The 25,804-nt window shown below is 68.1% G+C and carries 25 protein-coding genes; 14 read left to right on the top strand and 11 right to left on the bottom strand.

The features are described from left to right. Positions 1 to 2 precede the first annotated feature (2 nt). On the bottom strand, positions 3 to 1,244 hold the full coding sequence (locus tag ACIA76_RS25690; RefSeq protein ID WP_397154878.1) for a hypothetical protein: 1,242 nt from the start codon (positions 1,242 to 1,244) through the stop codon (positions 3 to 5). A 19-nt stretch (positions 1,245 to 1,263) separates the two neighbouring features. Beyond that, positions 1,264 to 2,031 (bottom strand): crotonase/enoyl-CoA hydratase family protein, encoded by a 768-nt coding sequence (locus ACIA76_RS25695; RefSeq protein WP_397154879.1) that lies wholly within the window; start codon positions 2,029 to 2,031, stop codon positions 1,264 to 1,266. A gap of 92 nt (positions 2,032 to 2,123) precedes the next feature. On the opposite strand from ACIA76_RS25695, the gene ACIA76_RS25700 reads away from it, so the two are divergent. Continuing rightward, positions 2,124 to 2,720 carry a TetR/AcrR family transcriptional regulator gene (locus tag ACIA76_RS25700; RefSeq protein ID WP_397154881.1) on the top strand — a complete coding sequence of 199 codons (597 nt, stop codon included), beginning with the start codon at positions 2,124 to 2,126 and terminating at the stop codon, positions 2,718 to 2,720. Positions 2,721 to 2,729: 9 nt separating this feature from the next. Then, positions 2,730 to 4,349 carry an acyl-CoA dehydrogenase family protein gene (locus tag ACIA76_RS25705; RefSeq protein WP_397154883.1) on the top strand — a complete coding sequence of 540 codons (1,620 nt, stop codon included), beginning with the start codon at positions 2,730 to 2,732 and terminating at the stop codon, positions 4,347 to 4,349. Between the two features lie 11 nt (positions 4,350 to 4,360). On the opposite strand, the gene ACIA76_RS25710 is transcribed toward ACIA76_RS25705, so the two are convergent. Further along, entirely contained in the window at positions 4,361 to 5,206 is an 846-nt protein-coding gene (locus tag ACIA76_RS25710; RefSeq protein ID WP_397154885.1) for a heme-binding protein, read from the bottom strand. A gap of 122 nt (positions 5,207 to 5,328) precedes the next feature. Continuing rightward, entirely contained in the window at positions 5,329 to 6,966 is a 1,638-nt protein-coding gene (gene pgi, locus ACIA76_RS25715; RefSeq protein WP_397154887.1) for a glucose-6-phosphate isomerase, read from the bottom strand. 149 nt (positions 6,967 to 7,115) lie between these two features. Between pgi and ACIA76_RS25720 the strand changes: the two genes are divergently transcribed. After that, on the top strand, positions 7,116 to 8,567 hold the full coding sequence (locus tag ACIA76_RS25720; RefSeq protein ID WP_397154889.1) for an NAD-dependent succinate-semialdehyde dehydrogenase: 1,452 nt from the start codon (positions 7,116 to 7,118) through the stop codon (positions 8,565 to 8,567). Between the two features lie 67 nt (positions 8,568 to 8,634). Here the strand turns inward: ACIA76_RS25720 and ACIA76_RS25725 are convergent, their stop codons facing one another. Further along, positions 8,635 to 8,928, bottom strand: a complete 294-nt coding sequence (locus tag ACIA76_RS25725; protein ID WP_397154891.1) for a chorismate mutase — start codon at positions 8,926 to 8,928, stop codon at positions 8,635 to 8,637. Positions 8,929 to 9,231: 303 nt separating this feature from the next. Between ACIA76_RS25725 and pcrA the strand changes: the two genes are divergently transcribed. After that, on the top strand, positions 9,232 to 11,751 hold the full coding sequence (gene pcrA / locus ACIA76_RS25730; RefSeq protein WP_397154893.1) for a DNA helicase PcrA: 2,520 nt from the start codon (positions 9,232 to 9,234) through the stop codon (positions 11,749 to 11,751). 100 nt (positions 11,752 to 11,851) lie between these two features. Here pcrA and ACIA76_RS25735 read toward each other — a convergent pair whose 3' ends face one another. After that, positions 11,852 to 12,952 carry a M23 family metallopeptidase gene (locus tag ACIA76_RS25735; RefSeq protein WP_397154895.1) on the bottom strand — a complete coding sequence of 367 codons (1,101 nt, stop codon included), beginning with the start codon at positions 12,950 to 12,952 and terminating at the stop codon, positions 11,852 to 11,854. 517 nt (positions 12,953 to 13,469) lie between these two features. On the opposite strand from ACIA76_RS25735, the gene sucC reads away from it, so the two are divergent. From sucC to purH, 6 genes are all read left to right on the top strand, one after another. Beyond that, the gene (gene sucC / locus ACIA76_RS25740; RefSeq protein ID WP_397154897.1) at positions 13,470 to 14,636 is read left to right on the top strand and encodes an ADP-forming succinate--CoA ligase subunit beta; all 1,167 of its coding nucleotides are present in this window, start codon (positions 13,470 to 13,472) and stop codon (positions 14,634 to 14,636) included. A 10-nt stretch (positions 14,637 to 14,646) separates the two neighbouring features. Further along, a complete protein-coding gene (gene sucD / locus ACIA76_RS25745) occupies positions 14,647 to 15,561 on the top strand; it encodes a succinate--CoA ligase subunit alpha (protein WP_397154899.1) in 915 nt (304 codons plus the stop codon). Positions 15,562 to 15,781: 220 nt separating this feature from the next. Next, positions 15,782 to 16,846, top strand: a complete 1,065-nt coding sequence (locus ACIA76_RS25750) for a DUF5336 domain-containing protein (RefSeq protein WP_397154901.1) — start codon at positions 15,782 to 15,784, stop codon at positions 16,844 to 16,846. 147 nt (positions 16,847 to 16,993) lie between these two features. After that, positions 16,994 to 18,499 (top strand): DUF6350 family protein, encoded by a 1,506-nt coding sequence (locus tag ACIA76_RS25755; RefSeq protein ID WP_397154903.1) that lies wholly within the window; start codon positions 16,994 to 16,996, stop codon positions 18,497 to 18,499. 89 nt (positions 18,500 to 18,588) lie between these two features. Continuing rightward, positions 18,589 to 19,221, top strand: coding sequence for a phosphoribosylglycinamide formyltransferase (purN, locus tag ACIA76_RS25760; protein ID WP_397154905.1), 633 nt, complete (start codon positions 18,589 to 18,591; stop codon positions 19,219 to 19,221). Beyond that, the gene (purH, locus tag ACIA76_RS25765; RefSeq protein WP_397154907.1) at positions 19,218 to 20,780 is read left to right on the top strand and encodes a bifunctional phosphoribosylaminoimidazolecarboxamide formyltransferase/IMP cyclohydrolase; all 1,563 of its coding nucleotides are present in this window, start codon (positions 19,218 to 19,220) and stop codon (positions 20,778 to 20,780) included. The genes purN and purH overlap by 4 nt, the downstream gene beginning before the upstream one ends. 238 nt (positions 20,781 to 21,018) lie before the next feature. On the opposite strand, the gene ACIA76_RS25770 is transcribed toward purH, so the two are convergent. Further along, positions 21,019 to 21,480 carry a hypothetical protein gene (locus tag ACIA76_RS25770; RefSeq protein ID WP_397154909.1) on the bottom strand — a complete coding sequence of 154 codons (462 nt, stop codon included), beginning with the start codon at positions 21,478 to 21,480 and terminating at the stop codon, positions 21,019 to 21,021. 195 nt (positions 21,481 to 21,675) lie between these two features. Here ACIA76_RS25770 and ACIA76_RS25775 point away from each other — a divergent pair, with 195 nt between their 5' ends. Next, the gene (locus ACIA76_RS25775; RefSeq protein ID WP_397154911.1) at positions 21,676 to 22,221 is read left to right on the top strand and encodes a LysM peptidoglycan-binding domain-containing protein; all 546 of its coding nucleotides are present in this window, start codon (positions 21,676 to 21,678) and stop codon (positions 22,219 to 22,221) included. Positions 22,222 to 22,376: 155 nt separating this feature from the next. Here ACIA76_RS25775 and rpsR read toward each other — a convergent pair whose 3' ends face one another. From rpsR to rpmB, 4 genes are all read right to left on the bottom strand, one after another. Continuing rightward, positions 22,377 to 22,631, bottom strand: coding sequence for a 30S ribosomal protein S18 (gene rpsR, locus ACIA76_RS25780; RefSeq protein ID WP_397154913.1), 255 nt, complete (start codon positions 22,629 to 22,631; stop codon positions 22,377 to 22,379). Between the two features lie 116 nt (positions 22,632 to 22,747). Further along, positions 22,748 to 23,170 carry a 30S ribosomal protein S14 gene (rpsN, locus tag ACIA76_RS25785; protein ID WP_397154915.1) on the bottom strand — a complete coding sequence of 141 codons (423 nt, stop codon included), beginning with the start codon at positions 23,168 to 23,170 and terminating at the stop codon, positions 22,748 to 22,750. Next, positions 23,171 to 23,335 carry a 50S ribosomal protein L33 gene (gene rpmG, locus ACIA76_RS25790; protein WP_397154917.1) on the bottom strand — a complete coding sequence of 55 codons (165 nt, stop codon included), beginning with the start codon at positions 23,333 to 23,335 and terminating at the stop codon, positions 23,171 to 23,173. Beyond that, complete coding sequence (gene rpmB / locus ACIA76_RS25795; protein WP_397154919.1) at positions 23,335 to 23,571, bottom strand: 50S ribosomal protein L28; 237 nt, start codon at positions 23,569 to 23,571, stop codon at positions 23,335 to 23,337. The genes rpmG and rpmB overlap by 1 nt, the downstream gene beginning before the upstream one ends. A 100-nt stretch (positions 23,572 to 23,671) precedes the next feature. Between rpmB and mrf the strand changes: the two genes are divergently transcribed. Genes mrf through rpmF form a run of 3 tightly spaced genes read left to right on the top strand, consistent with a single transcriptional unit; the run spans position 23,672 to position 25,526 of the window. Then, on the top strand, positions 23,672 to 25,060 hold the full coding sequence (mrf, locus tag ACIA76_RS25800) for a ribosome hibernation factor-recruiting GTPase MRF (RefSeq protein WP_397154921.1): 1,389 nt from the start codon (positions 23,672 to 23,674) through the stop codon (positions 25,058 to 25,060). A 4-nt stretch (positions 25,061 to 25,064) separates the two neighbouring features. Further along, positions 25,065 to 25,349 carry a type B 50S ribosomal protein L31 gene (locus ACIA76_RS25805; RefSeq protein ID WP_397154923.1) on the top strand — a complete coding sequence of 95 codons (285 nt, stop codon included), beginning with the start codon at positions 25,065 to 25,067 and terminating at the stop codon, positions 25,347 to 25,349. Positions 25,350 to 25,352: 3 nt separating this feature from the next. Beyond that, entirely contained in the window at positions 25,353 to 25,526 is a 174-nt protein-coding gene (gene rpmF, locus ACIA76_RS25810; RefSeq protein ID WP_397154925.1) for a 50S ribosomal protein L32, read from the top strand. The last annotated feature ends 278 nt before the right edge of the window (positions 25,527 to 25,804 follow it).

Genomic DNA, 25,804 nt, shown 5'->3' on the forward strand with positions numbered 1-25,804 from the left:
CGTCACCACGGGTTCGCGGGCAGGTCGAGATCTCCGAGGACGTCGAGTCCGAGATCCCGCAGGGCGGTATGTGATCGGATGCGCGCGGGGTCGAGGCTGACCAGGGCGAGGGTGTAGCTGTGGGCCGTCCGGGAGAGGTAGGCCGACAGCCGGGTGCGGGGCAGATGTGCGGGGCTCAGGCCGGGATGGATGGCCCGGGCGGCGACGCCGGTGCAGCGATGCGGACCCAGCTGGGACAGCGAGGCGGGCAGGGCGCCGATATTGGAGCACAGGATGTCTCGTTCGCCCGCTCCGCGCGACAGCGCATGGGCCCAGCGGTCGGGAAGTACCTGAAGGATCTCCTCGGGTAGGCCGCCGGGGCTGGTCATGCGGTGTTCGTATGCGGCGCGGCACTTTTCGCGGATCGTATCCGGGGTGTCGGAGCGGGTGACCGCGATCTCGGTCATCGCCATATCGTTGTCCACGCGCGGTTCGCCGCGGGTGTCCACCGGGATGCTGGCGGTGATCGTCGATTCGCCGAAACCGCTGTCCCACAGCATCTGTGCGACCGCGTAGACGAACAAGCTGTTGGGTGTGCCGCTGCGGGCCGCGGCGGTCAGCTCCCAGTCCGCGGCCGGTATCTGGAGCACCGCGCTGTGCGTGGTCGCGTCGGAATCTTCCCGCGGCGCGGACGTGGCGGGGCGGCTCGGGATTCCGTGCCGCAGCGCGCCGAGTGTACCGCTCAGCACCGTCGACCACTGCCGTCGAGCATCCGCCCAATCGGACTGTACGACAAGAGCTTCCGTATCACTTGCGCCGCGCAGTGCCCGATCGACCGCGATCACCAGTCCGCGCCCATCGGCCAGCGCATGTGAACAGGTCAGCGACACAACCGAACTCCGGTCGGTCAGCCGCGCGGCCGACAGCCGCCAGCCGGGACCGAACTCCGGATCCAGTTCGGCGCCCTGTGCATCCGCCCACTGCCACAGCTCGTCCATCGGCAGCGGCCGCTGCTCGATCCGCAGCGGATGGGCCCGGTCGTTGTTCCGCCAATATCGGCGCGCCCCCGGTACCCGTCCCCGCACCACCCGCCGGCCCAGCGGACCCACGCGCAGTGCGGAATGCACCTGCCGCAACAACTCCGGCTCCACCGGCCCGGCGGTCCGCCACAGCCCCTGCAATGCGATCGGCGTCCCCATGCCCCGGTGCGTGCGCAGGAAGATCTCGTCGACGACACTCAATCGCGCAGGGTACACGGTCGCCATGCTGCCACGGTGCATCGCCTCAGGCGGGCCGGCCATGTCTGCCCGCGCCGGAGGCGAAGCGCTGCGCCCCGGCGAGCGCGCCGTTGGCATCGGACAGCGCGGTCATGCCGTGGCGCAATTCGTTACCGATCGCGGCGTCCTCGTCCAGCCCCCACTGCTCCAGCGCCGACATCCGATCCGAGCGCAGGCAGGTCTGCGGGAGCGCGGCCAGCTCGGCGGCGAGAGTCTCCGCGGCGCTGCGGGATTCGCCCGACTGCACGACGCGGTTCACCAGCCCCATCTGCAGCGCCTCGGGCGCACCGACCGCGCGGCCGGTCAGGATCATATCCATGGCCCGGCCCGCGCCGATGATGCGCGGCAGCCGCACCGTGCCGCCGTCGATCAACGGCACGCCCCAGCGCCGGCAGAACACCCCGAAGGTGGCGTCCTGTTCGGCGACTCGCAGATCGCACCACAGTGCCAGCTCCAGCCCACCGGCCACGGCATAGCCGGACACCGCCGCGATCACCGGTTTGGACAGCCGCATGCGGGTCGGGCCCATCGGTCCGTCGCCGTCCTCGGCCACCCGGTTGGATCGTTGTGTGCCAAGGGATTTCAGATCGGCGCCGGCGCAGAACGTGCCGCCCGCGCCCCACAGCACGGCCGCCGCGGCTCGGGGATCGGCGTCGAATTCGCGGAAGGCGTCGGCCAGCGCCGCGGCGGTCGGACCGTCGACGGCGTTGCGCGCCTCGGGGCGGTCCAGGACGACGGTGAGAACCGGGCCGTTCCGCTCGATTCGTACGCTCATGCGCTCTGTCCTTTCGGGGCCTGGTTCGGGCTCGACCATACGACGTAAACCCACCCTTGCGTCAAGAAATGAATTCATGGTTCACTTCTTGCGTGGCCTACCGCAGAACCCCGGCCGTTCAGGCCCGGCTCGACGCACAGGCGGGTGCGATCACGCACGCCGCCATGAAGGTGCTGTCCCGCGAGGGGTTTTCGGGTCTGTCGATGGCCGCCGTCGCTGCCGAGGCTGGCGTGGCGACCGGCACCGTCTACAAGAACTTCAGCGGTAAAGCCGAGTTGGTGACGGCGGTGTTCCGCGCGGTCGTCACCCGCGAGGTGGCCGCGGTCGCCGCGGCCGGCGCCGAGGGGGGTCCCGTGCAGCGGGTCACCGCCGCGGTCGAGACCTTCGCCGGTCGCGCCCTGAAGAATCCGAAGCTGGCGTATGTGCTGCTCGCCGAGCCCGTGGACGCCGCGGTCGACACCGAGCGGTTGCGGTTCCGCCGCGCCTTCGCCGAAACCTTCGAATCCGCCGTCGCCACCGGCGTCGCGAATGGCCAACTGCCACCGCAGAATCCGCGTACCACCGCCACCGCCCTGGTCGGCGCCATCGGTGAGGTCCTGGTCGGACCGCTGGCGCAGGCGCTCGAGAGCGAATCGGTGGTGCCCGAACTCGTCGCCTTCGCCCTGCGCGCCCTCGGACTGCACGAATAGGAGCTCCACATGCCCACCCACGAAGTGTTCAATCAGGTTCCGGACATCGTTCCGTTCGACTTCTCCCACAATCCGGCGCTGATCGAGGGCCTGCACCGGGAGGGCGCCGGCTGGGCCGAGGCCGAGGTGCGCGAATTGGGCGCTCTCGCAGGCGGTTCGCAGGCGCAGGAATGGGGGCGGCTGGCGAATGAGAATCCGCCGGTCCTGCACACCCACGACCGCTACGGCAACCGCGTCGACGAGGTCGAATTCCATCCGCACTGGCATCGGTTGATGGAGGTCGCCGTGGCGCACGGGCTGCACGGCACCCCGTGGGTCGACGACCGCCCGGGCGCACACACTGCCCGCGCGGCGAAGTTCGCCACCTGGGGCATCGCCGATGCGGGCCATATGTGCCCGATCTCGATGACCTACGCCGTGGTTCCCGCGCTGCGGCACAATCGGGAGCTCTCGGCGCGGTTCGAGCCGCTGCTGGCCTCGCGCACCTACGACTACGGCCTGCGCGAGCCGTCCTCGAAGGCCGGTCTGATCGCCGGAATGTCGATGACGGAGAAGCAGGGCGGATCCGATGTCCGCGCCAACACCACCACGGCCACACCGCGATCCGACGGCACCTATCGCGTCGTCGGCCACAAGTGGTTCACCTCGGCGCCCATGTCGGATATGTTCCTCACCCTCGCCCAGGCGCCCGGCGGACTGTCCTGTTTCCTGCTGCCGCGGGTGCTGCCCGACGGCTCCCGCAACGCACTACGGCTGCAACGGCTCAAGGACAAGCTCGGCAACAAGTCCAACGCCTCCTCGGAGATCGAATACGAGGATGCGGTCGGCTGGCTGGTCGGCGCGGAGGGCGCGGGCGTGAAGACCATCATCGAGATGGTCAACATGACGCGACTGGACTGCGTGATCGGCTCGGCCACCGGAATGCGGACCGGCGTGGTCTTCGCGGCCCATCATGCCCGGCATCGAGAGGCGTTCGGCGCCAAGCTGATCGATCAGCCCGCCATGCGCAATGTGCTCGCCGATCTGCTGATCGAATCCGATGCCGCGACCACGGTCATGATGCGTCTGGCCGGTGCCACCGATCGCGCGTCCAGCGATCCGGCTGAGGCCGCGCTGCGGCGAATCGCGTTGGCGGTCACCAAGTATTGGGTGTGCAAGCGGGCGCCCGTCCATGCGGCCGAGGCGCTGGAATGCTTCGGCGGCAACGGATTTGTCGAGGAATCCGGTATGCCGCGGCTGTATCGCGAGGCGCCGCTGATGTCGATCTGGGAGGGTTCGGGCAATGTCGCCGCCCTGGATGCGTTGCGCGCCATGGGTCGTCAGCCCGAGACGGTCGAGGCGTACTTCAACGAGGTGTCGCTGGCGCGCGGTGCGAACCGTCATCTCGACGATGCCATCGACCGAATCGGCAAGGAGCTCACCGATCTCGGCGAGATCCAGTACCGCGCCCGACGCGTCGTGGAGCTGATGGCGCTGGTGCTGCAGGGCGCACAGCTGGTGCGCCACGGCCACGCCGCGGTCGCGGATGCGTTCTGCGCCACTCGGTTCGGCGGTGACTGGGGTATCGCCTTCGGCACCCTGCCGACCGGTGTGGACATCGGCGCGATCCTGGAGCGCGCGTACGTCTGATCCCGGCGGGGCTACTGCTTGAGCAGCGTCGCGACCTGGATATGCGGCCAGTCGATCGGCCGCGCCGGATCCGGTCGCGGCCCTGCGGGAAAGCGCAGGGTCGTGCGCTGGCTGTATTGCAGCTGCAGCGTTTCGACCCCGTCGGGTCCGCTCAGTGTCTCGACCCAGAAGGTGGACGACAGCTTCGTGGCCTGGGCGTTGGCGGTGACGAAGCCGATATTGCGGATATCGTCGAGGCCGGTGCGCACATCGAGTGTGGTGGTGTGGACGATCGTCAGCTCCTTGAGCGCGTCGGTGAGCAGGACCGACGGATCGCGCAACGCCTGTTCGGGCACATCGGGCGGCAGCCGGACGTCCGGCGGCGGGAAGGATCCGTCGCCGAAGGTGAACCCGACCGGTGTGGTGTCCAGCGGCGGGATATCCGGCGCACCGGCCACATCCGGGAGCGGTGTGCCCTGTGCCAGCAGTACGCTGCCGTGCGGCACGTTGGCGGTGCGCACGATCGTCGCCACCGCGATCGGCACGGTCGTCGGCGGGACGAACAGCCACATCCCGGTCTCCACGTGCAGCGCCTCATTGGTCCGGGCATCGCTGACCTGTTGCAGGTAGTGCAGGCCGCGCAGGACGATATCGTCCTGGTTGTTGCCCCGGCCGGGAATCGGCGCGCCGATCTCGGTGAAGGTGAGAGTCTCGCGAGTGGCGTTGATCCGCAATCGATACGGCGCGCCGCCCCGATGATCCGGTAGCTCCGCGACACTGAGGCCGGAACCCATCCAGGTGCCCGGCAGGTCCTGCAGCGGACCCAGGTCTGCGGTCGAAAGGAATGCGGGCGCGGCGGCGCGCAGTCTGGTCGTCATGGTTCCCCCGGTGGTGAAGTCTCCTTCTTATCCAGGATCACAGTGCCGGGCGCCGCGGGCACGCCCCCAATTCCATGCCCCGGTTTCCGCTGTTCCGAATCAGGGGGACGCGGCGATGCGACTCAGCGCTGCGCGCGGTACCAGCGGATCAGGGCATCGGTCGAGGAATCCGATTGCGGCTCGGGATCTTCCGCCGAGGTGAGCAGCGGCGCCATCTCCAGGGCCTGCTGTTTGCCCAGCTCCACGCCCCACTGATCGAAGCTGTCGATGCCCCAGACGGTGCCCGCCACGAACACCTGATGTTCGTACAGGGCGATCAGCTGGCCGACCACCGACGGTGTGAGCTGCCGCGCGAGAATCGTTGTGCTGGGCCGGTTTCCGGGCATCACCTTATGCGGCACCAGCAACGGATCGGTGCCCTCGGCGGCGATCTCCTCGGCGGTCTTACCGAAGGCGAGCACCTTGGTCTGCGCGAACAGATTGCTCATCAGGATGTCGTGCATGCTGCCGGTGCCGTCGCGGGTCGCCAGATCGTCGGTGGGACGGGCGAATCCGATGAAATCCGCCGGGATCAGCCGGGTGCCCTGGTGCAGGAGCTGATAGAAGGCGTGCTGGCCGTTGGTGCCGGGCTCGCCCCAGAAGATCTCGCCGGTCGAGGTGGTGACCGGGGTGCCGTCGGCCCGCACCGATTTGCCGTTGGACTCCATCGTCAGCTGCTGCAGATAGGCGGGGAAGCGGGCCAGATCGTTCGAATACGGCAGTACCACACGGGATTCCGCGCGGAAGAAGTTCGAGTACCAGACCCCGAGCAGGCCCAGCAGCACGGGCGCGTTCGCGGTGAGCGGCGCGGTGCGGAAATGCTCGTCGACCGCATGCATCCCGGCCAGGAATTCGGCGAAGCGCTCCTTGCCGATGGTCGCCATGACGGACAGGCCGATCGCCGAATCCACCGAATAGCGGCCGCCGACCCAGTCCCAGAAGCCGAACATGTTCGCGGTGTCGATGCCGAAGGCCGATACCCGCTCGGCATTGGTGGATACCGCGACGAAATGCTTGGCGACGGCCTCCTCGCCGAGGGCGGCCACCAGCCAGCGGCGCGCGGCGGTCGCGTTGGTGAGCGTCTCGAGCGTCGAAAACGTCTTGGACGCAACGATGAACAGAGTGGTCGCGGGGTCCAGCCCGGTGAGCTTCGCGATCAGATCGGCGGGGTCGATATTGGAGACGAACCGGGCCGAGATGCCGGCGTCCGCGTAATGCCGCAGGGCCTGATGCACCATCACCGGACCCAGATCGGAGCCGCCGATGCCGATGTTCACCACCGTCGCGATCCGCTCGCCGGTCGCGCCGCGCCATTCGCCCGACCGCAGCGCATCGGTGAATTCGCCCATGCGACGCAGCACCTCGTGCACCTCGGCGCCCGCGTCGGCGCCGTCGATGGCCAGCGCCGCACCGGGCGGCAGGCGCAGGGCCACATGGCCGACCGCGCGATCCTCCGAGGTGTTGATGTGCTCGCCGCCGAACATGGCATCGCGGCGGCCCTCGACATCCGCCACCTCGGCCAGTCGCACCAGCAGATCGACGGTCTCGCGGGTGATCCGATGCTTGCTGTAGTCGATCCGCAGATCCGCGACCGCGACGATCAGCTCGCGCCCGCGATCGGGATCCTCGGCGAACAGATCGCGAAGATGCCGATCGGCCAGGGCCGCATGGTGATCCCGCAGTTTCCGCCAAGCCGCCGTCGCGGCGATGTCGCTGCTCACGTACGCCAAGATTACAGCCCGCTGAAGACCCGCGCAGGCGATGTCGCTGGCTCGGTCGGTTGGCCGAGATTACAGACTGTCGGGAAGCCGGGTCGTCTCGCGACGATTGTCGGCACCCTGGGGCACGGGTGCGGCCTAGGGTGGAAACCATGGTGTCCGAAAGTGAACTTCTCGCGTCCGTACCCACACAGCTCTGGATCGGTGGGCCGGTGGATGCCACCGGTGGTGCCACCTTCCCCGTCGAGAATCCGGCCACCGGCGAGGCGCTCACGCATGTCGCCGACGCCTCGCCCGCCGATGCCGTGCGCGCCCTCGACGCGGCCGTCGCGGCGCAGGACGCATGGGCCGCGACCCCGGCCCGCGAACGTGGCGAGATCCTGCGCGCGGTCTATGACCGAATTATCGCGCGCACCGAGGATTTCGCGCTGCTGATGACCCTGGAGATGGGTAAGGCGCTGCCGGAGAGCCGCAACGAGGTGCGCTACGGCGCGGAGTTCTTCCGCTGGTTCAGCGAGGAGGCCGTGCGCATCCACGGCCGCTATCAGACCGCGCCCACCGGCGCCGGCCGGATCATCGTGCACAAGCAGCCGGTCGGTCCGTGCCTGGCCATCACACCCTGGAACTTCCCACTGGCCATGGGCACCCGCAAGATCGGCCCGGCGCTGGCCGCGGGCTGCACCATGATCGTCAAGCCCGCCTCGGCCACGCCGCTGACCATGCTGCTGCTGGCCCAGCTGTGCAGCGAGGCCGGACTGCCCGACGGCGTGCTGTCGGTCATCACCAGCAGCCGTTCCGGCGCGGTCACCGAGCCGCTGATCAACGATTCCCGGCTGCGCAAGCTCACCTTCACCGGATCCACCCCGGTCGGCAAGAAGCTGGTGGAGAAGTCGGCGAACAAGCTGCTGCGCACCTCGATGGAACTCGGCGGCAACGCCCCGTTCGTGGTCTTCGAGGATGCCGATATCGACGAGGCCGTCAAGGGGGCGATGCTGGCGAAGCTGCGCAACGGCGGCGAGGCGTGCACCGCGGCCAACCGCTTCCACGTGCACAACTCGGTGCGCGCGGAGTTCACCGAGAAGTTCGCCGCGGCCATGGCGGATGTGAAGCTCGGCGCGGGCGCCGATCCGGAGACCACGCTCGGCCCGCTGATCAACGAGGAGCAGCTGACCGCGGTCAGCGAGCTGGTCGAGGACGCGGTGGCCAAGGGCGCGCAGGTGCGCGTCGGCGGCAAGGCCCCCGGCGGCCCCGGCTACTACTACCCCGCGACCCTCCTGTCCGAGGTCCCCGCCTCGGCCCGCATCCTGAGCGAGGAGGTCTTCGGCCCCGTCGCCCCCATCGTCGGCTTCGACACCGAGGAACAGGGCCTGGCCGCCGCCAACGACACCGAATTCGGTTTGGTCGCATACATTTACACCCGCGACCTCGACCGCGCCCTGCGTGTCGCCGAGGGCCTGGAAAGCGGCATGGTCGGCGTCAACCGAGGCGTCATCTCCGATCCCGCCGCCCCCTTCGGCGGTGTCAAGGAATCCGGCTTCGGCCGCGAGGGCGGCTCCGAGGGCATCGAGGAGTACTTGTCGACCAAGTACATCGCGCTGCAGTAGGCCACCACGCAGAGACAAAACAACCGCCCCGGGGTGGGTTCACCCGGGGCGGTCTGAGTTCGTGGTCCTAGTGGCCGAGGCGGCCGCGGCCGAGGCGCAGCAGGAGCATGGCCAGGGTATGGCCCTCCTGGCCCAGTTCGCTGAAACGCTCCAGCACCTTCATCTCGCGGGAGTGCACCAGGCGCGGGCCGCCGTTGGCCATCCGGGTGCGGCCGATCATTCGCGAGATCTCGGTGCGCCGCTTGATGGCCGCCAGGATCTCGGCATCGAGCCGGTCGATTTCCTTGCGAAGCTTGTCGATCTCCGCCTCGCTGCTGGGCAGCGCGGCGTCGGAACCGGTCGCGGTCGTAGAGGTGCTCATACTTTCTCTCCTCGTGTCAGAACTTCGATCGGCAGGCGGCCCCGACCCGTTACCGATCGGTTCTTTCACCGTGAATCAGACCCGGTGGGCCTTCATTGTTCCCCGTCGATTGTGCCGCTCAAGTGCACGATCGGTGACCGGAATCGCCGGTGGTCACCCCAACAGCAGAGGACGCGTGAGCGCTGGTCATGTGGCCAGTCTGCCACGGGCCATAAGCGAAGCAAAACAGTTTCGGTTGAGAGGCCGCTGAGAATGCACCGGAACTACATCCGTGTCGGTGTCCGCCGGTAGCGTGGATGAACGATGGATACGACGGTGGCTGACAAGGCGCGGAGCGGGCGCGCACAGGACAGGGATCGAGACGGCGCTGCGGCGGCCGAACGCCTGCTGGAGGGCCTGAACCCCCAGCAGCGGGCGGCGGTTCTGCATGCGGGTTCGCCCCTGTTGATCGTGGCGGGTGCGGGCTCGGGCAAGACGGCGGTGCTGACCCGCCGCATCGCCTATCTCCTGGCCGCCCGGGGGGTCACGCCCGGCCAGATTCTGGCCATCACGTTCACCAACAAGGCCGCCGCCGAGATGCGCGAGCGGGTGGCGAGCCTGATCGGCCCGCGCGCCGCGAGTATGTGGGTGTCGACCTTCCACGCCAGCTGCGTGCGCATCCTGCGCACCCAGGCCGCCCTGCTGCCGGGGCTGAACTCCAACTTCTCCATCTACGACGCCGACGATTCGCGGCGCCTGCTGGCCATGATCGGGCGCGATCTGGATCTGGACGCCAAGAAGTACTCGCCGCGCCTGCTGTCCACCGCCATCTCGAATCTGAAGAACGAGCTCATCGATCCCGAAACCGCCACGGCCGATGCGGAATCCGACGAGAGCGAGCTGCCCCGCATCGTCGCGCGGGTCTACGCGGAGTACCAGCGGCGGCTGCGCGCGGCCAACGCCCTGGACTTCGACGATCTGATCGGTGAGACGGTCGCGCTGCTGCAGCACCACCCCCAGGTCGCGGAGTACTACCGCCGCCGGTTCCGGCATGTGCTGGTCGACGAGTATCAGGACACCAACCACGCGCAGTACGTGCTGGTGCGGGAGCTGGTCGGCCATCATCTGCGGCTCGACGACGCGGATGCCGGCGCGGCGGCCGCCGATCCCGACTTCGCCCCGGCCCAGCGCGGCGACGCCGTGCCGCCGAGTGAGCTGTGTGTGGTGGGCGATGCGGATCAGTCCATCTACGCCTTCCGCGGCGCCACCATCCGCAATATCGAGGAATTCGAGCGCGACTTCCCGGATGCGAAAATCATTCTGCTGGAACAGAACTACCGCTCGACGCAACACATCCTGTCCGCGGCCAACTCGCTGATCTCGCGCAACGAGGGCCGCCGGGAGAAGAAGCTGTGGACCGACGCCGGTGACGGCGATCTGATCGTGGGCTACGTCGCCGACAACGAGCACGATGAGGCGTCGTTCGTGGCCCGTGAGATCGATCGACTGGTCGACCAAGGCGATTGCAACTACGGCGATGTGGCGGTGTTCTACCGCACCAACAACAACTCCCGCGCGCTGGAGGACATCTTCATCCGAATGGGGCTGCCGTACAAGGTGGTCGGCGGCGTGCGCTTCTACGAGCGCAAGGAGGTGCGCGATATCGTCGCCTACCTGCGGGTGCTGGAGAATCCGGACGATGCGGTAAGCCTGCGGCGCGTGCTCAATACGCCGCGCCGCGGCATCGGCGATCGGGCCGAGGCCTGTGTGGCCGTACACGCCGAACAGCACGGGGTCGGCTTCGCGCAGGCCCTGCGCGCGGCCGCCGAGGGTCAGGTCGCGCTGCTGAATACCCGTGCGCAGCGGGCGATCTCGGGTTTCCTCGAGCTGCTCGACGAGATCCGCGCGGCCGGTGAGCAGGACGATGTCGAGTTCCCCGACGTCGGCTCGGTGGTGGAGGCGGTGCTCGACAAGACGGGCTACCGCCTGGAGCTGGAGTCCTCCGACGATCCGCAGGACGGTGCCAGGCTCGACAACCTCAACGAATTGGTCAGCGTCGCACGGGAATTCAGTTCCGAGGCGCGTAACAGTGTGGAGGCCGCCCGCGCCGAGGGCCTGCTGCCCGAGGCCGGTGAGGGCGAACCGGATCCGGGCTCGCTGGCGGCATTTCTGGAGCGGGTCTCACTGGTCGCCGATGCCGATCAGATTCCCGACGAGGGCACCGGAATGGTCACGCTGATGACCCTGCACACCGCGAAGGGGCTGGAGTTTCCGGTCGTCTTCGTCACCGGCTGGGAGGACGGGCAGTTCCCGCATATGCGCGCGCTCGGCGATCCGGCCGAACTGGCCGAGGAACGCCGACTGGCCTATGTCGGCCTCACCCGCGCCCGGCGGCGGTTGTATCTCACCCGCGCGGTGGTCCGCTCGGGCTGGGGTCAGCCGGTCTCGAATCCGGAATCGCGCTTCCTGCAGGAGATTCCGGGCCATCTCGTCGACTGGCAGCGGCTCGAGCCCGCGAATTCGCCCCAGGCGCGCGGTCTGCGCCGCCGCGGCGAGGACGAGGGCATGGACCGGGATTGGACCCGCGGCGACGGCTGGTCCGATCAGCGCCCCGGCGTGCGCGATCGCGGACCGCGCCGCCCGGCCCCCGCGGCCGCGGGCAAACGCAACAACACCGATCTAGTTCTGGCGGTGGGCGACCGGGTGACCGACGACAAGTACGGCCTGGGCCGAGTGATCGCCGCCGAGGGCTTCGGCTCCCTGGCCACGGTCACCATCGATTTCGGCACAGCGGGCAAGATCCGCCTGATCCCCCAATACAGCCGCACCCTGGTCAAGCTCTAACCGGACGCGGGAACCTCGCACCGGTTCCCGCGCTTCGCACCCCTTCCAGGCAGCTATAGCGGGTGCGAGGTGCGGGAACCGGTGCGAAGGTTTCGGCGCGTCAGTCGCGTTCGGGGCCGAGGGAGATGCCGCGGGAGGCGAGCCAGGGGAGCGGGTCGATCTTGTCGACGCCGTTGAGCCAGACCTCGAAATGGCAGTGCGGGCCGGTGGAGAAGCCGCGGTTGCCGACGGTGGCGATCTGATCGCCGGCCATGACCCGCTGGCCCACCGAGACCGTGGCGGTGTCGACGTGGCCGTAGACGGTGATGGTGCCGTCGTCGTGCTTGAGCCGGACCCACATGCCGAAGCCGGAGGCGGGCCCCGCGTCGAGGACCGTGCCGTCCTCGACGGCGTAGATCGGGGTACCGATGGGGGCGGCGACGTCGACACCGAGATGCTGGACGCCCCATCGGGTTCCGAAGCCGGAGGTGAAGGTGCCGCTGGCGAACTTGGTGAACAGCGGCCGCAGCTTGGCGGCCTCCTGTGCGGCGAGCTCGGCCGCGAACTGCTGGCCGTGCTGCAGGATGTCCTGGAACTGGCTCGCATCGGCCACCGGTGCCACATTGAGCACCTGGGGGGTCTGTGCGCTCGCGGTATCGGTGCTGACCGCCTGGGCCGCGATCTCGTGCACCTGTCCGTCGGCCTGGTTGAAATCGGCGGTGGCGGTGTGTTGCCCTCCGCCCGACTGCATTCCGGCCTGTCCGGCGGCGACCACCGCACCCGCGGCGACGGCCAGTACGGCCGCACGGCCCTTCATCGCGGCCGGGGGCGGGGGCATGCGATGCGCACCGGAACGCCGGGCGCCGAGCTTGTTCGAGCGGCCCGCCACGCCGTCGGTGCGAGCGGTCTTCTGTGGCCACGCCTCTCCGAGCCGGGCGATATCGAAAGGCTCGGCCTCGTCGGCCGGATAGTCGTAGGCGTCGTGCTGATCGTCGGCCTCGGCCGAATCCCATGCGTCCCACCCGGAGTCCTGGGTCGCGTCCCACTGCGCGGGGGATGCGTCGTGCCAGGAGTCGAGGTGCTCGGTCTGCGGCTCGCCGGCGTATCCGCCGAACGATCCGGCGTCGCCGAAATACGGGTGATTACCGAAGGATTCGCTCTCGGGCCGATAGCGTCCGGCCGACTGAGCGCGGGAACTGTGTTGAAAGAGGCCGTTGCTCATCGATGCGATTCCGGTTTCGATCGGAACCGGTCGGTCGACAAGTCGCCTGCGGAGCGGCACTCTACCTGCGGAGCGCTGTGCTGCAACAAGTCTGCCGTCCTCCTCGTCCCATGACCCCAGTCGTGACCGTGCTGTGACATCGACCGCACCGACGGTAACGAAACGATTGCAGGTCGGCAAGCGCTGAGGACCATCTAGCCACACATGTGAGATTCATCACGGTAGCAGCACGGAATATAGAACTGTGCTGCGGGCAACCGCACGTGGTGCGTCTACGACGAATTGTCGTATAAATCCCGTCGCGCCCGCTCACCTGCCGCACGGTAGAAACCTACTCGCGAGTAGTCTTGGCCAGGCGTTTTGGGGATGCGGATGTAGTCCCGTGACCTGCGCCACTTAGGCTGTATGCGGCTGATTTCGCATCCATGTGACTGATTAGAGTCCGACCCGACCCGCCTCCGACGACGGGCCGCCAACAAAGTCGTTGTCACAACAACGCAGACGAGACGGTGAGTACATGGATCTCTTCGAATATCAGGCGAAGGAGCTCTTCGTGAAGCACGGAGTGCCTTCGTCGGAAGGCCGGGTCACGGACTCGGCCGAGGAAGCCCGTGCGATCGCGGCCGAGATCGGCAAGCCCGTGATGGTCAAGGCCCAGGTCAAGGCCGGCGGCCGCGGTAAGGCCGGTGGCGTGAAGTATGCCGCGACTCCGGATGACGCCTTCACCCACGCCCAGAACATCCTGGGCCTGGACATCAAGGGCCACATCACCAAGAAGGTGCTCGTCGCCGAGGCGAAGGACATCGCCTCCGAGTACTACATCTCCTTCCTGCTGGACCGCTCCAACCGCACCTACCTGGCCATGTGCTCGGTCGAAGGCGGTATGGAGATCGAAGAGGTCGCCGCCACCAAGCCGGAGCGCCTCGCCAAGGTTTCCGTCGACGCCGTCAAGGGTGTCGACCTCGCGTTCGCGCGCTCGATCGCCGAGCAGGGCCACCTGCCCGCCGACATTCTCGATGCCGCCGCCGTGACCATCCAGAAGCTGTGGGAGGTCTTCATCAAGGAAGACGCCACCCTGGTCGAGGTCAACCCGCTGGTCCGCACCCCCAACGACGAGATCCTGGCCCTCGACGGCAAGGTCACCCTCGACGAGAACGCCGAGTTCCGGCACGCCGATCACGCCGCCTTCGCGGATATCGACGCGACCGATCCGCTGGAGCTCAAGGCCAAGAAGAACGACCTCAACTACGTCAAGCTCGACGGTGAGGTCGGCATCATCGGCAACGGCGCCGGCCTGGTCATGTCGACCCTGGACGTCGTCGCCTACGCCGGCGAGAACCACAACGGCGTGAAGCCGGCCAACTTCCTCGACATCGGTGGTGGCGCCTCGGCCGCCGTCATGGCCGCCGGCCTCGATGTCATCCTGGGCGACGCCCAGGTCAAGAGCGTGTTCGTGAATGTCTTCGGTGGCATCACCGCCTGTGACGCGGTCGCGAACGGCATCGTCGGCGCGCTGCAGACCCTGGGTGACACGGCCGCCAAGCCGCTGGTCGTCCGCCTCGACGGCAACAAGGTCGACGAGGGTCGCAAGATCCTCGCCGACTTCAACCACCCGCTGGTGACTCTCGCTCAGACCATGGACGAAGGCGCCGACAAGGCCGCCGAGCTGGCCGCCGCCAAGTAAGGACACGAACATGTCTATCTTCCTGAACAAGGACAACAAGGTCATCGTCCAGGGCATCACCGGCGGTGAGGGCACCAAGCACACCGCACTGATGCTGAAGGCCGGCACCAATGTCGTCGGCGGCGTCAACGCTCGCAAGGCCGGCACCACCGTGTCGCACGTGGACAAGGACGGCAACACCGTCGAGCTCCCCGTTTTCGCGAGCGTCGCCGAGGCCATCGAGAAGACCGGGGCCGACACCTCGATCGCCTTCGTGCCCCCGGCTTTCTCCAAGGACGCCATCATCGAGGCCATCGACGCGGAGATCCCGCTGCTCGTGGTCATCACCGAGGGCATCCCGGTGCAGGACTCCGCGTACGCGTGGGCCTACAACGTGGAGAAGGGCAACAAGACCCGGATCATCGGCCCGAACTGCCCCGGCATCATCACCCCGGGTGAGTCGCTGGTCGGCATCACCCCCGCCACCATCGCGGGCAAGGGCCCGATCGGCCTGGTCTCCAAGTCCGGCACCCTGACCTACCAGATGATGTTCGAGCTGCGGGACTTCGGTTTCTCCACCGCCATCGGCATCGGCGGCGACCCGATCATCGGCACCACCCACATCGACGCCATCGAGGCGTTCGAGAAGGATCCCGAGACCAAGCTCATCGTCATGATCGGCGAGATCGGCGGCGACGCCGAAGAGCGGGCCGCGGCCTACATCAAGGCCAACGTCACCAAGCCGGTCGTCGGCTACGTCGCGGGCTTCACCGCCCCCGAGGGCAAGACCATGGGCCACGCGGGCGCGATCGTCTCCGACGGTGCGGGCACCGCCCAGGGCAAGAAGGAGGCCCTCGAGGCCGCCGGCGTGAAGGTCGGCAAGACGCCGTCCGAGACTGCCGCGCTGGCGCGCGCGATCCTGGAGAAGGCCGCCGTCAACGCCTGATTGTCCCGGCGGAAAGCGCAGTGGGACAACGAAGAATTGGTTGAGGCCGCCCCTGACGCAGGGGCGGCCTTCGCCGTGCGTGCCTCGCAGGCACCACGATTCGGCTATTAGCCGGGGTTAAGCCCGGTTCGGCGAATCGTGACCGGATCGCCCGAGTGCAGTAGCGTCGAGAGGGCATCCAGCCGTGTAGACCATGAAGGACTCGATAGGAGACGACGCCATGTCATACCCGACCGGGGGCTCCGGGTACAACGCACCCACACCGACGCCCTCCTCCGCACCCAGCTTCGGCCAGCAGCCGACGGGCGGCGCCGCCGCTGGATCCGCGACTCCGGAATCGAGTGCGAAGGGGCTGCCGTTCTATCTGACCGTCGGCGTCGCCGCACTGGGCGTCATCAACTTCCTGCTCGGATTCACCTCCTATGCCACCTTCAAGCCGGGCGACGGCTCGGGGCTGGGGCTGCGGATTCCGGAGCAGACCGCGAGCTTCTTCACGGCCGGTGGCATCACGCCGCTGCTGGCGCTGCTGCTCCTGGGCGGTCTGCTCGCCGGACTTTCCGTGCTGCCCAAGCAGAATTGGATCGGCGCGGCGGCCGCCGCGGCCGGTGCCGGATTCCTCGGCCTGCTGTTCCAGTCGTTCACCCTCGGCGAGGGGTACAGCCTCGCGTGGGGCGCCTGGGTGGTGCTGTTCCTCGGTCTGGTGCAGACCGCGGCCGGTGTGTACGCAGTGTTGCTCGAGGGTGGCATCCTGACCCCGCCCGCGCCGAAACCGGCTGCGCCGCAGGGCGGATTCGGCGGTCCGGGTGGCTATGCTCAGCAATCGGCCTACGGTCAGAACCAGCCCGGCCAGCCGGGGCAGTTCGGCCAGAACCCGCCCTCCTACGGACAGTACGGACAGCAGCCGACCTATGGTCAGCAGGCCGGACAGCCCTATGGCCAATACGGTCAGCAGGCGTCTTACGGTCAGCCGGGTCAGCAGCCCTACGGCCAACAGTCCTACGGCCAGACCCCGCAGTACGGTCAGACCCCGGCGTATGGCCAAGGCGCCCAGCAGCCTTACGGTGCGCAGCAGCCGCGTCCGCAGCAGTCCTCCAGTGAGGATGTCGCCACGCAGCACTTCGGCGCCGCGCAGTCCGGGCAGTCCTACGGCAGCCCGAGCTACGGTCAGCCCGCCCAGTCGACTCAGCCGCCCACCCAGGCCAATCCATTCGGCGGCGAGCAGCCCGCCAATCCGGCCGCGGACGCCACCAAGGCATTCCGTCCGGAGGACGACACCAACCAGTAATCACCGTCGATCGTCGGCGAGTCGGGTCGCGAGCGGCGCGCCTGACTCGTCGGCGCTCGCGAACCTGCCACGCTGAATTCCCATGGGCACGCACACGAGTGGACCTCCGACTCGGCGCCCGCGGTGGACGGTCATCGGGAGGGTCTGGTGAGGTCGTCGTTGGTCAGGTGGGATGACTCCGGGCAGCGGCGTGTCGATTCGCCGGCACCGCCCGGCGAGCCGAATCGGCCCGAGGACAACATCTTTCTCTCGCTCACCCCCGAGCGGGCCAAGGTGCTGCTCATCGTCGCGGCGCGCACCTCGAGTTTCACCGTGATCGTCATCGTGGCGCTGGTACTCGCGACGCTGCTCGCCGCGGGCAGCGGTCTGACGGGTGCGTCGGGTGCGATCGCGGCCGGTTGGCTTGCGGTGCATCAGGTTCCGCTGGTGATCGGGACCACCTCGATCGGGCTGTTGCCACTGCTGCCGACCGGGCTGGTGGTGTGGTTCTCGGCGCGTGACTGCGCCCGAGCGGTGGAACCACGGTCCTCGCGCGCCGATCTCGGCTGGATCGTCGGCGCGTCGTTGTCGGGTCCACTACTGATCACCGCGGTCTGTCTGGCCGTGGCCGAGGACGCCTCCTCGGTGGTGGAATTGCAGCCGCCGAATACGCTGGCCGCCTTCGGCTGGGTGGGCGGTCTGCATCTGCTGGCCGCCGGTGCGGGCATCCTGAGCCGACGGCCCGAGCTGATCACCGGCTACCTGCCCGGGTGGGCGCTGTCCGGCGCGCGGGTGGCCCTGCGCGCGATGCGGCGACTGCTGGTCTCCGGTGCCGTGCTCACCCTCGTATCGTTTCTCGTGCATTGGTCCCGCCTCGGCGAAACCTATCGGGCCGCGGGCAACTTCGCGGGCGTGCTCGGCCTGACCGCGCTGTCGCTGGCCTATCTGCCCAATGTCGTGATCGATGCGACGAGCGTGCTGGTCGGCGCCGATGTGCACCTCGGTGCGGGGTCACTCGGCGTGTTCTCCGTTGTGGGAGCGCGAATTCCGGCGCTGCCGGTGCTGGTGGCCGTGCCTTCGGGTCCCGCGGCCGCGTGGTGGCCGGTGGTGCTGCTGATTCCGGCCGCGGTGGGTGTGCTGGCCGGAGTCGACTGCGCCCGCGAATCCGACGACCGGCTCCGCACCCCCTGGGCCACCCTGACCGCCGCCGGTCTGTCCGCGCCGGCGGCGGCCGTGCTGGGCGGCCTGGCCGGTGGCAGGGCGGGTTCGTTCGGCGATCTCGGGCCCACGGTGTGGCTGTTCGCGGGGGCGACCCTTGTCTGGATGGCCGTCGCCGGATATCTCGGCCTGCTGGCGACGCAGTGGTATCTCCTCGCGCCCGCGGCCGTCGCCGACACTTCGCCCGACGACGATTACGACGATTCGGACGGCTACGACGAGTACGCCGCCGACGACTACTCCGATGACGAGTACGCGGACGAGGATCCCGGCGAGGACTACACCTTCGAGGCCTACGATCCCGACTCCGCGGTCGTCGACGGTGAGCTGATCGAGGAGCCGCTCGCGCTGTCGACCGTCGCCAGTGCGGCGAAGACCGCCGAAAACACCGACATTCTCGACGCCGAAGTGGTAGAGGCGGACCTGCCGGACAGCAACGAAGTGGACGGTCGTTAGGCTCTAACGCGGCGGCCCGGCTTCTCCGCCGCCATCCCGCACCGCCGCACACAGGGAGTAGAGCGCTGACGACCCCGCCCGCCCAGTTGGTGCCGCCGACGGCGCCCGCATCCGTCGTCGTGCTCGCCTCGGGTACCGGCTCGCTGCTGCGCTCGCTGATCGAGGCCACCCGGGATGCGAAGTATCCGGCCCGGATCGTGGCCGTCGGCGTCGACCGGGATTGCGCCGCAATCGAACACGCGCGCGACGCCGGCATCTCCCATTTCCGGATCGCGCTGGGCGAACATCCCGACCGCGCGGCCTGGGACGCCGCCCTGACCGCGGCCGTGACCGCCTACGAACCCGATCTGGTGGTGTCGGCGGGCTTCATGAAGATCCTCGGACCGACGTTCCTGGCGCGCTTCGGCGGCCGCATCGTCAACACCCACCCCGCGCTGCTGCCGTCCTTCCCGGGCGCGCACGGGGTGCGCGACGCGCTCGCCTACGGCGTGCGCGTGACCGGCTCCACCGTGCATCTGGTCGACGCGGGCGTCGACACCGGACCGATCCTCGCGCAGGAGGCGGTGCCGGTGCTGCCCGACGACGACGAGGACACCCTGCACGAGCGGATCAAGGTCGTCGAACGGCGGTTGCTGGCGCAGGTCGTCGCGGCCGTCGCGACCCGAGGCATTGTCTCCGATGGACGAAAGGCAGTTATTCCAGATGAGCGAGTTCTCCGGTGAGTGAGCGCAAGCCGATCAGCAGGGCGCTGATAAGCGTCTACGACAAGACTGGACTGGTCGAACTGGCCACCGGCCTGCACGCCGCGGGCGTGGAGTTGGTGTCGACCGGCTCGACCGCGGCGCGCATCGCCGACGCCGGAATTCCGGTGACCAAGGTGGAGGACCTCACCGGCTTCCCGGAGACCCTGGACGGCCGGGTGAAGACCCTGCATCCCCGGGTGCACGCCGGAATCCTCGCCGATCTGCGCAAGCCCGAACATGCCGCGCAGCTGGCCGAATTGGGCGTCGCCGCATTCGAACTGGTGGTGGTGAACCTCTACCCGTTCACCCAGACCGTCGCGAGCGGGGCGACCCCGGACGAATGCGTCGAGCAGATCGATATCGGCGGCCCGTCGATGGTCCGCGCGGCGGCGAAGAACCACCCGTCGGTCGCGGTGGTCGTCGACACCGGTGACTACGACGATGTGCTGACGGCGGTGAAGTCGGGCGGCTTCACCCTCACCGAGCGAACGGGCCTGGCGGCCAAGGCATTCCAGCACACCGCAAGCTACGACGTCGCGGTGGCGAGCTGGATGACCGGCGTGCTCGCGGCCGATCCCGAAGCGGCACAGCGGTTCCCGTCCTGGCTGGGCGGCACCTGGACCCGCGAGTCCGTGCTGCGCTACGGCGAGAATCCGCATCAGGCCGCCGCGCTGTACGTCGACGAGTCCGGCCCGGCGGGCCTGGCGCAGGCAAAGCAGTTGCACGGCAAGGAGATGTCGTACAACAACTACACCGACGCCGATGCCGCCTGGCGGGCCGCCTGGGATCACGCCGCGCCCGCGGTCGCGATCGTCAAGCACGCCAACCCCTGCGGCATCGCGGTCGGCGCCGATATCGCCGAGGCACACCGCAAGGCGCACGCCTGCGATCCGGTCAGCGCGTTCGGCGGCGTGATCGCGGCCAACCGCGAGGTGACCGTGGAGATGGCCGAACAGGTCGCGGAGATCTTCACCGAGGTGATCGTGGCTCCCGGCTACGCGCACGGCGCGGTGGAAGTGTTGCAGCGCAAGAAGAATGTGCGCATCCTGGTGGCCGACGAGCCGGTACGCGGCGGTGCGGAACTGCGCCCGATCAGCGGCGGTGCGCTGCTGCAGCAGCGCGATATCCTCGACGCCGAGGGCGACGATCCGGCCAACTGGACCCTGGTCTCCGGCGATCCGGCCGATGCGGCGACCCTCGCCGATCTCGAATTCGCCTGGCGCGCTTGCCGTGCGGTGAAGTCGAACGCGATTCTGCTTGCGCACGACGGTGCTTCGGTCGGCGTCGGCATGGGGCAGGTCAACCGGGTGGACGCGGTGCATCTGGCGGTGCTGCGCGCGGGAGATCGGGTCGCGGGGTCGGTGGCGGCCTCCGATGCCTTCTTCCCGTTCCCGGACGGTCCGCAGCAGCTGATCGCCGCGGGCGTGAAAGCCATTGTGCAGCCAGGTGGTTCGGTGCGCGATCAGCTGACCATCGATGCCTGCCGGGAGGCCGGCGTCGCGATGTACTTCACGGGCGCGCGCCACTTCGCGCACTGAGCAGACATCGAGGGCCCCTGTGCGGACGCGGTCTCCGCACAGGGGCCCTCGCCATCCAGTCGCCGAGCCATAGCCATCCCGACTGCCAGGTTTCGTCATCCCGGCGCGTGCACCGGGTGCCTCCAGAGCAGGGAACGTATCACCTTCGCAATGGCCATGCGGAAGACAGAAAAGCTATAACCGCAGCGCAATACTCAATTGTGAGTTACATCACTGTGAATTCTCGGTGCGCTCGTATTCATCTGGCGCTGAGCACCTTTCGGTTGCCCAGCGGTTGCTTCAACGGGATCTCCAAGGTGCCGAATACGGCGATCATTGTGCACATCCGCCCGGCCGCCTCCGGCAGTGTGCCGGCCCGCAACTCGACCGTTACCGTGCTGTCGGTCTCGGTCGTACTCGCGTCCACGCCATAGCATTCCGGCGAGCCGATCTGGAAGTTCACCGCGATCCGATCGGGCGCCACGGGCGTCCAGCTGTCGAACGGGACGGGGCGTGGGTTGACGATCGCGGGGTTCGCGGTGAACGGGCGACCGGGCTGCGGAGTCGTCTGTTCGGTCGGAGTGCTCGGGCCCGAGGTCGGATTCGCGCTCGTATTCGGTTGCGTGCCATCGTTGTTCGCGTGGCCGCAGCCGGCGGCGAGCAGCGTGAGCAGGGTGGCGACGGCGACGCCCGCGCGACGCGATCCCGAGAGGGGTTTCATGGCGCCCCACCCTAGTAGGTCCGGCCGGGGCCCGGTCGCGGCCGTCTGGGACCCGACAGTGAACTTTCTACAACGACTGCGCGGAACCGGTGCGTTCCGGGCTACTCGCCAGTAGTGTCTGCAAATGATGAGCGAATGCAGTTCTGCGCCGTCGACTTATGAGCAAGCGAACCCCTGTCCCGAAAGGACCCTCCGATGGGCGACACGCTGAACGTAGGCGATGAACTCGGTCTCGGCCAATCCCTCCAGGGTGGTGCGTACACCCTGACGCTGCAGAACGACGGCAATCTCGTGCTGTCCGAGCCCGGCGGCGTCGTGTGGGCGACCAACACCCATGACCAGGGTGTCAAGCGCGCGGCCCTGCAGAACGATGGCAACTTCGTGCTGTACAAGGACGGCGATGCGGCCTGGGCCACCGACACCAACGGTAAGGATGTCGACCGCCTGATCGTGCAGGCCGACCGCAATGTGGTGCTGTACGCCAAGGACGGCAGCGCGGTGTGGGCCTCGGACACCAAGACCGATAATCCGATCCGGGTCGAAGAGCCGGTCGCCGCCCGGGCCGCCGAACAGGCGCCCGCCCCGCAGGCGCAGACCTACACCGTCGAGCCCGGCGACACCCTGTGGGCCATCGCCGAACGCTTCTACGGCGACGGCAACCGCTACGGCGATATCGCCGCCGCCAGCGGCGTCGACAACCCGGACGCCATCGATGTGGGCCAGGTCCTGACGATCCCGTAGGTCACCGGAAACGACGAGGCCCCGGCGCTCCACGCGTCGGGGCCTCGAACCTTCTCACGTTCCTGGGCGCATCGTTCTCGTGTTCCCGGACTCTTCCCTCTTTATGGTCCCGGCATGCTTCCCTCTTTATGTTCCCGGCATGCTCTTCGCCGGGATCAGCGGCTAGTGAAGGGCAGCAGGGCCATCTCGCGGGCGTTCTTCACCGCGATGGCGACCTGGCGCTGTTGCTGGGGGGTGAGGCCGGTGACGCGGCGGCTGCGGATCTTGCCGCGGTCGGAGATGAATGTGCGCAGCAGGTTCACATCCTTGTAATCCACGGTCTCGACGCCGGCGGCGATGAGCGGGTTCTTCTTCGGGCGGCGCGCCTGATCGGCACGGACCTTCTTCGATGGTGCTCGCTTCACTGGCATGTCAGTATCCTTTCTCGGCACGAGCTCTGGGCCCTACGTGGTTACGCAGGCTGCCGCCTTCGGGCCCTGACCGCTCGTGCCCGGGGTTCCTTCTCACTCACGAGATCTGCGGAGGTCTACCAACTCGATTTGTGCACACCGGGCAGCTCCCCTCGGTGGGCCAGCTCACGCACCCGGACCCGGGAGAGGCCGAATTTGCGGAGGTGCCCACGGGGGCGTCCATCCGTGGCGTCCCGATTGCGCAATCGTACCGGACTGGCATCGCGCGGCAGCCTCTGCAGGCCCCGCTGAGCAGCGGCTGTGACAATCTGCGCCGCCTGCGGCGTCGCGGGTTCGCGGCCCCTGAGGCTCGTTTCTTCCCTCCTCCGCTCCTCCGCTTCGCTCCCCCGCTCCGTCAGTCCAGAAACGAGCCGGGCCGCGAACTGCGGGTTGACGTAGGCCAAGCGGATGGCCTCCTTCAGGGCGGCGCGACGCTCGGCGTAGCGGGCGACGACGGCCTTACGGTGCTCGTTGCGATTGATCTTGGACTTCTTGGCCATTCAGCGCTCCTCGCGGAAATCGACATGCCTGCGGACGACCGGGTCGTATTTGCGCAGCACCATGCGGTCGGGATCGTTGCGCCGATTCTTGCGGGTGATGTAGGTGTAGCCCGTGCCCGCGGTCGAGCGGAGTTTGACGAGGGGCCGAATCTCGTTGCGGGCCATCAGATCTTCTCTCCCCGCGCGCGCAGCCGCGCGACGACCGCCTCGATGCCGTCGCGATCGATGGTCTTGATGCCCTTGGCCGAGACCGTCAGCGTGATGCGGCGGCCCTCGCTGGGCAGGTAGTAGGTCTTGCGCTGGATGTTGGGATCCCAGCGGCGGTTGGTCCGCGTATGCGAATGCGATACGGACTTGCCGAAGCCCGGCTTACGCCCGGTGACCTGGCAGTGTGTCGACATTCCTCCTCCTATACAACATGACAATCGTTTTCGACAACGCTCGCTCGACACTGTAGCGTGATCCCGAAGTAAATGAAAATCATTGTCGAAAGGGGTTCCGGTGGCATCTCATCCCGACCGCCGCACGCCCGTCGTGGTGCTGGCGGGCCTCCCGGGTCCGGCCACGACCGGTGTGGACCATCTGGCGCGGATGCTTCGGGACGCGCCCGGCACCGTGGTGGTGCGCCACGATCTGACGGAGCTGAGTGCAGGGATTGTCCGTCGGGCTGTTTGGTCCAACACGTCGGAGGTTCGCGGCCCGGCTCGTTTCTGGACTGACGGAGCGGGGGAGCGAAGCGGAGGAGCGGAGGAGGGAAGAAACGAGCCTCAGGGGCCGCGAACCCGCGCCGCCGAAGGCGGCGCAATTAACACAGCGTCGTGCACCCTGCGTGCCGATCTGCTGCCGTTGCTATGTCTGCTTGCCGCGCGGGATTCGGTGCGGCGCATCGTGATCGCGCTCGATCCGGCCTTCGAGGCCGAGGCGGTCTGCCATGCCGTCGAGCATGTGCCGGTCGCCGGGGTGCTGGGCCGGGTGGACGGTCCGGCCGGGCGCGATGTGCGCATCGAGGCCGTACTGACCTGCCTGGATGCCCGGACCTGGTTGGCCGACGCGCTGAGTGGCGACAGCCTCGCCGAGCGCGGCCTGGCCGATGCCGACGATGAGCGGACCGTCGCACAGGTCACCGTCGGTCAGGTCGAATTCGCCGATGCCGCAGTGGTTCTCGGCGTCGACGCGGTGACCGTGCACGAGCGGGCGCAGCTGGGCGCCGTACTGGAGCGGCTGATTCCGCGGGCCCCGGTGGCCTGGGTGGGTGATTCGAAGATGTTGAGCCCCGGCGAGATAGCGGATCTGCTGAACCGTCTCCCGGCCGATTCCCGGCGCGGCCGGATCTTCGACGCACATGCTCCGCTGCTGCGCGGACAGCCGCCGCTGGATGCCGAATCCGGTGTGGCACTGGTGGAATTCGCCACGAATCGGCCGTTTCATCCGGGCCGGTTACATGAGGCCCTGGATGTCCTGTTCGACGGCGTGGTCACCGCGCGCGGCCGGATCTGGCTGGCCACCCAGCCCGACGAGGTGGTGTGGCTGGAGTCGGCCGGTGGCGGGCTGCGGGTCGGTAGCGCCGGGCGATGGCTGGCCGCCATGACTCCGGGCGAATCGGCGGAGGCCGACCCGGATCGCCGGGCACTGGCGGCGCTGCGCTGGGACGAGTGGTCCGGCGATCGCGATATCTCGCTGGCCATCCTGACCTGCGACGCCGATCCGGACGAGATCCGTCGTGCCCTGCACTGGGCCCTGGTCGACGAGGCCGAACTGCTGCTGGTGCGCGCCGCGCCGGAGTTGGTCGCGCGCTGGGACGACCCGTTCGGCGATTGGCACGAAGACCCTTGTGACACAAGTGAACCCAGCGCCTCGCTGGTCGGCGAGCAGCGCGCGAAGGAAAGGTAGGCCCGTGAAATCAGGCATTCATCCGGATTACCATCTGGTCGTATTCGAGGACGCGAGCACCGGTAAGCGCTTCCTCACCCGATCCACCGCGACGGGCCTGCGGACCGTCGAGTGGTCCGACGGCGAGACCTATCCGATCATCACCGTCGACGTCACCTCCGATTCGCATCCCTTCTGGACCGGCGCGAACCGCCTGCTCGATACCCAGGGCCGGGTCGAGAAGTTCGAACGTAAATACGGCAAACGCCTTCGCGCCCAGGCGGATTCGGCCGCACCGAAGGAGGGCTGAGCCATGGCGGTGCCGAAGCGACGGATGTCGCGGGCCAATACCCGGAGCCGGCGGGCTCATTGGAAGGCGACGCCGCCGGATCTGGTTCCGGTTCGGGTCGACGGGGTGGTGCGCCGGATTCCGCGCCGATTGGTCGCGGCCGTGCGCCGCGGGGTGATCGATCCGGAGCAGCTGTAGCGGCGGATGTGCTGGATATGCGGGCTTACAAGACTGTTCGGTCGGTAATGGATGGGCGAATATGGCTTATTTGTCCAGATTCAGCGACGGAGTAGTTACCGATCCGCCCCGAGTAATCGAGTCGACCGCGAGAAATCTCGATAGCGAGAGAATAGCTGTATCCTGAATTACCTACGGCTGGTTGGTTATTCAGGAACAGAAAAGTCTGCTCGAAGTGATGCTTTCGTGTCCCGGCGCCGGTACCCTCGTGCGGGAGGGCGGGTTCTTCCGGAGCATCG

This window comes from Nocardia sp. NPDC051570 (genome assembly GCF_044454005.1).
GTDB lineage: Bacteria > Actinomycetota > Actinomycetes > Mycobacteriales > Mycobacteriaceae > Nocardia.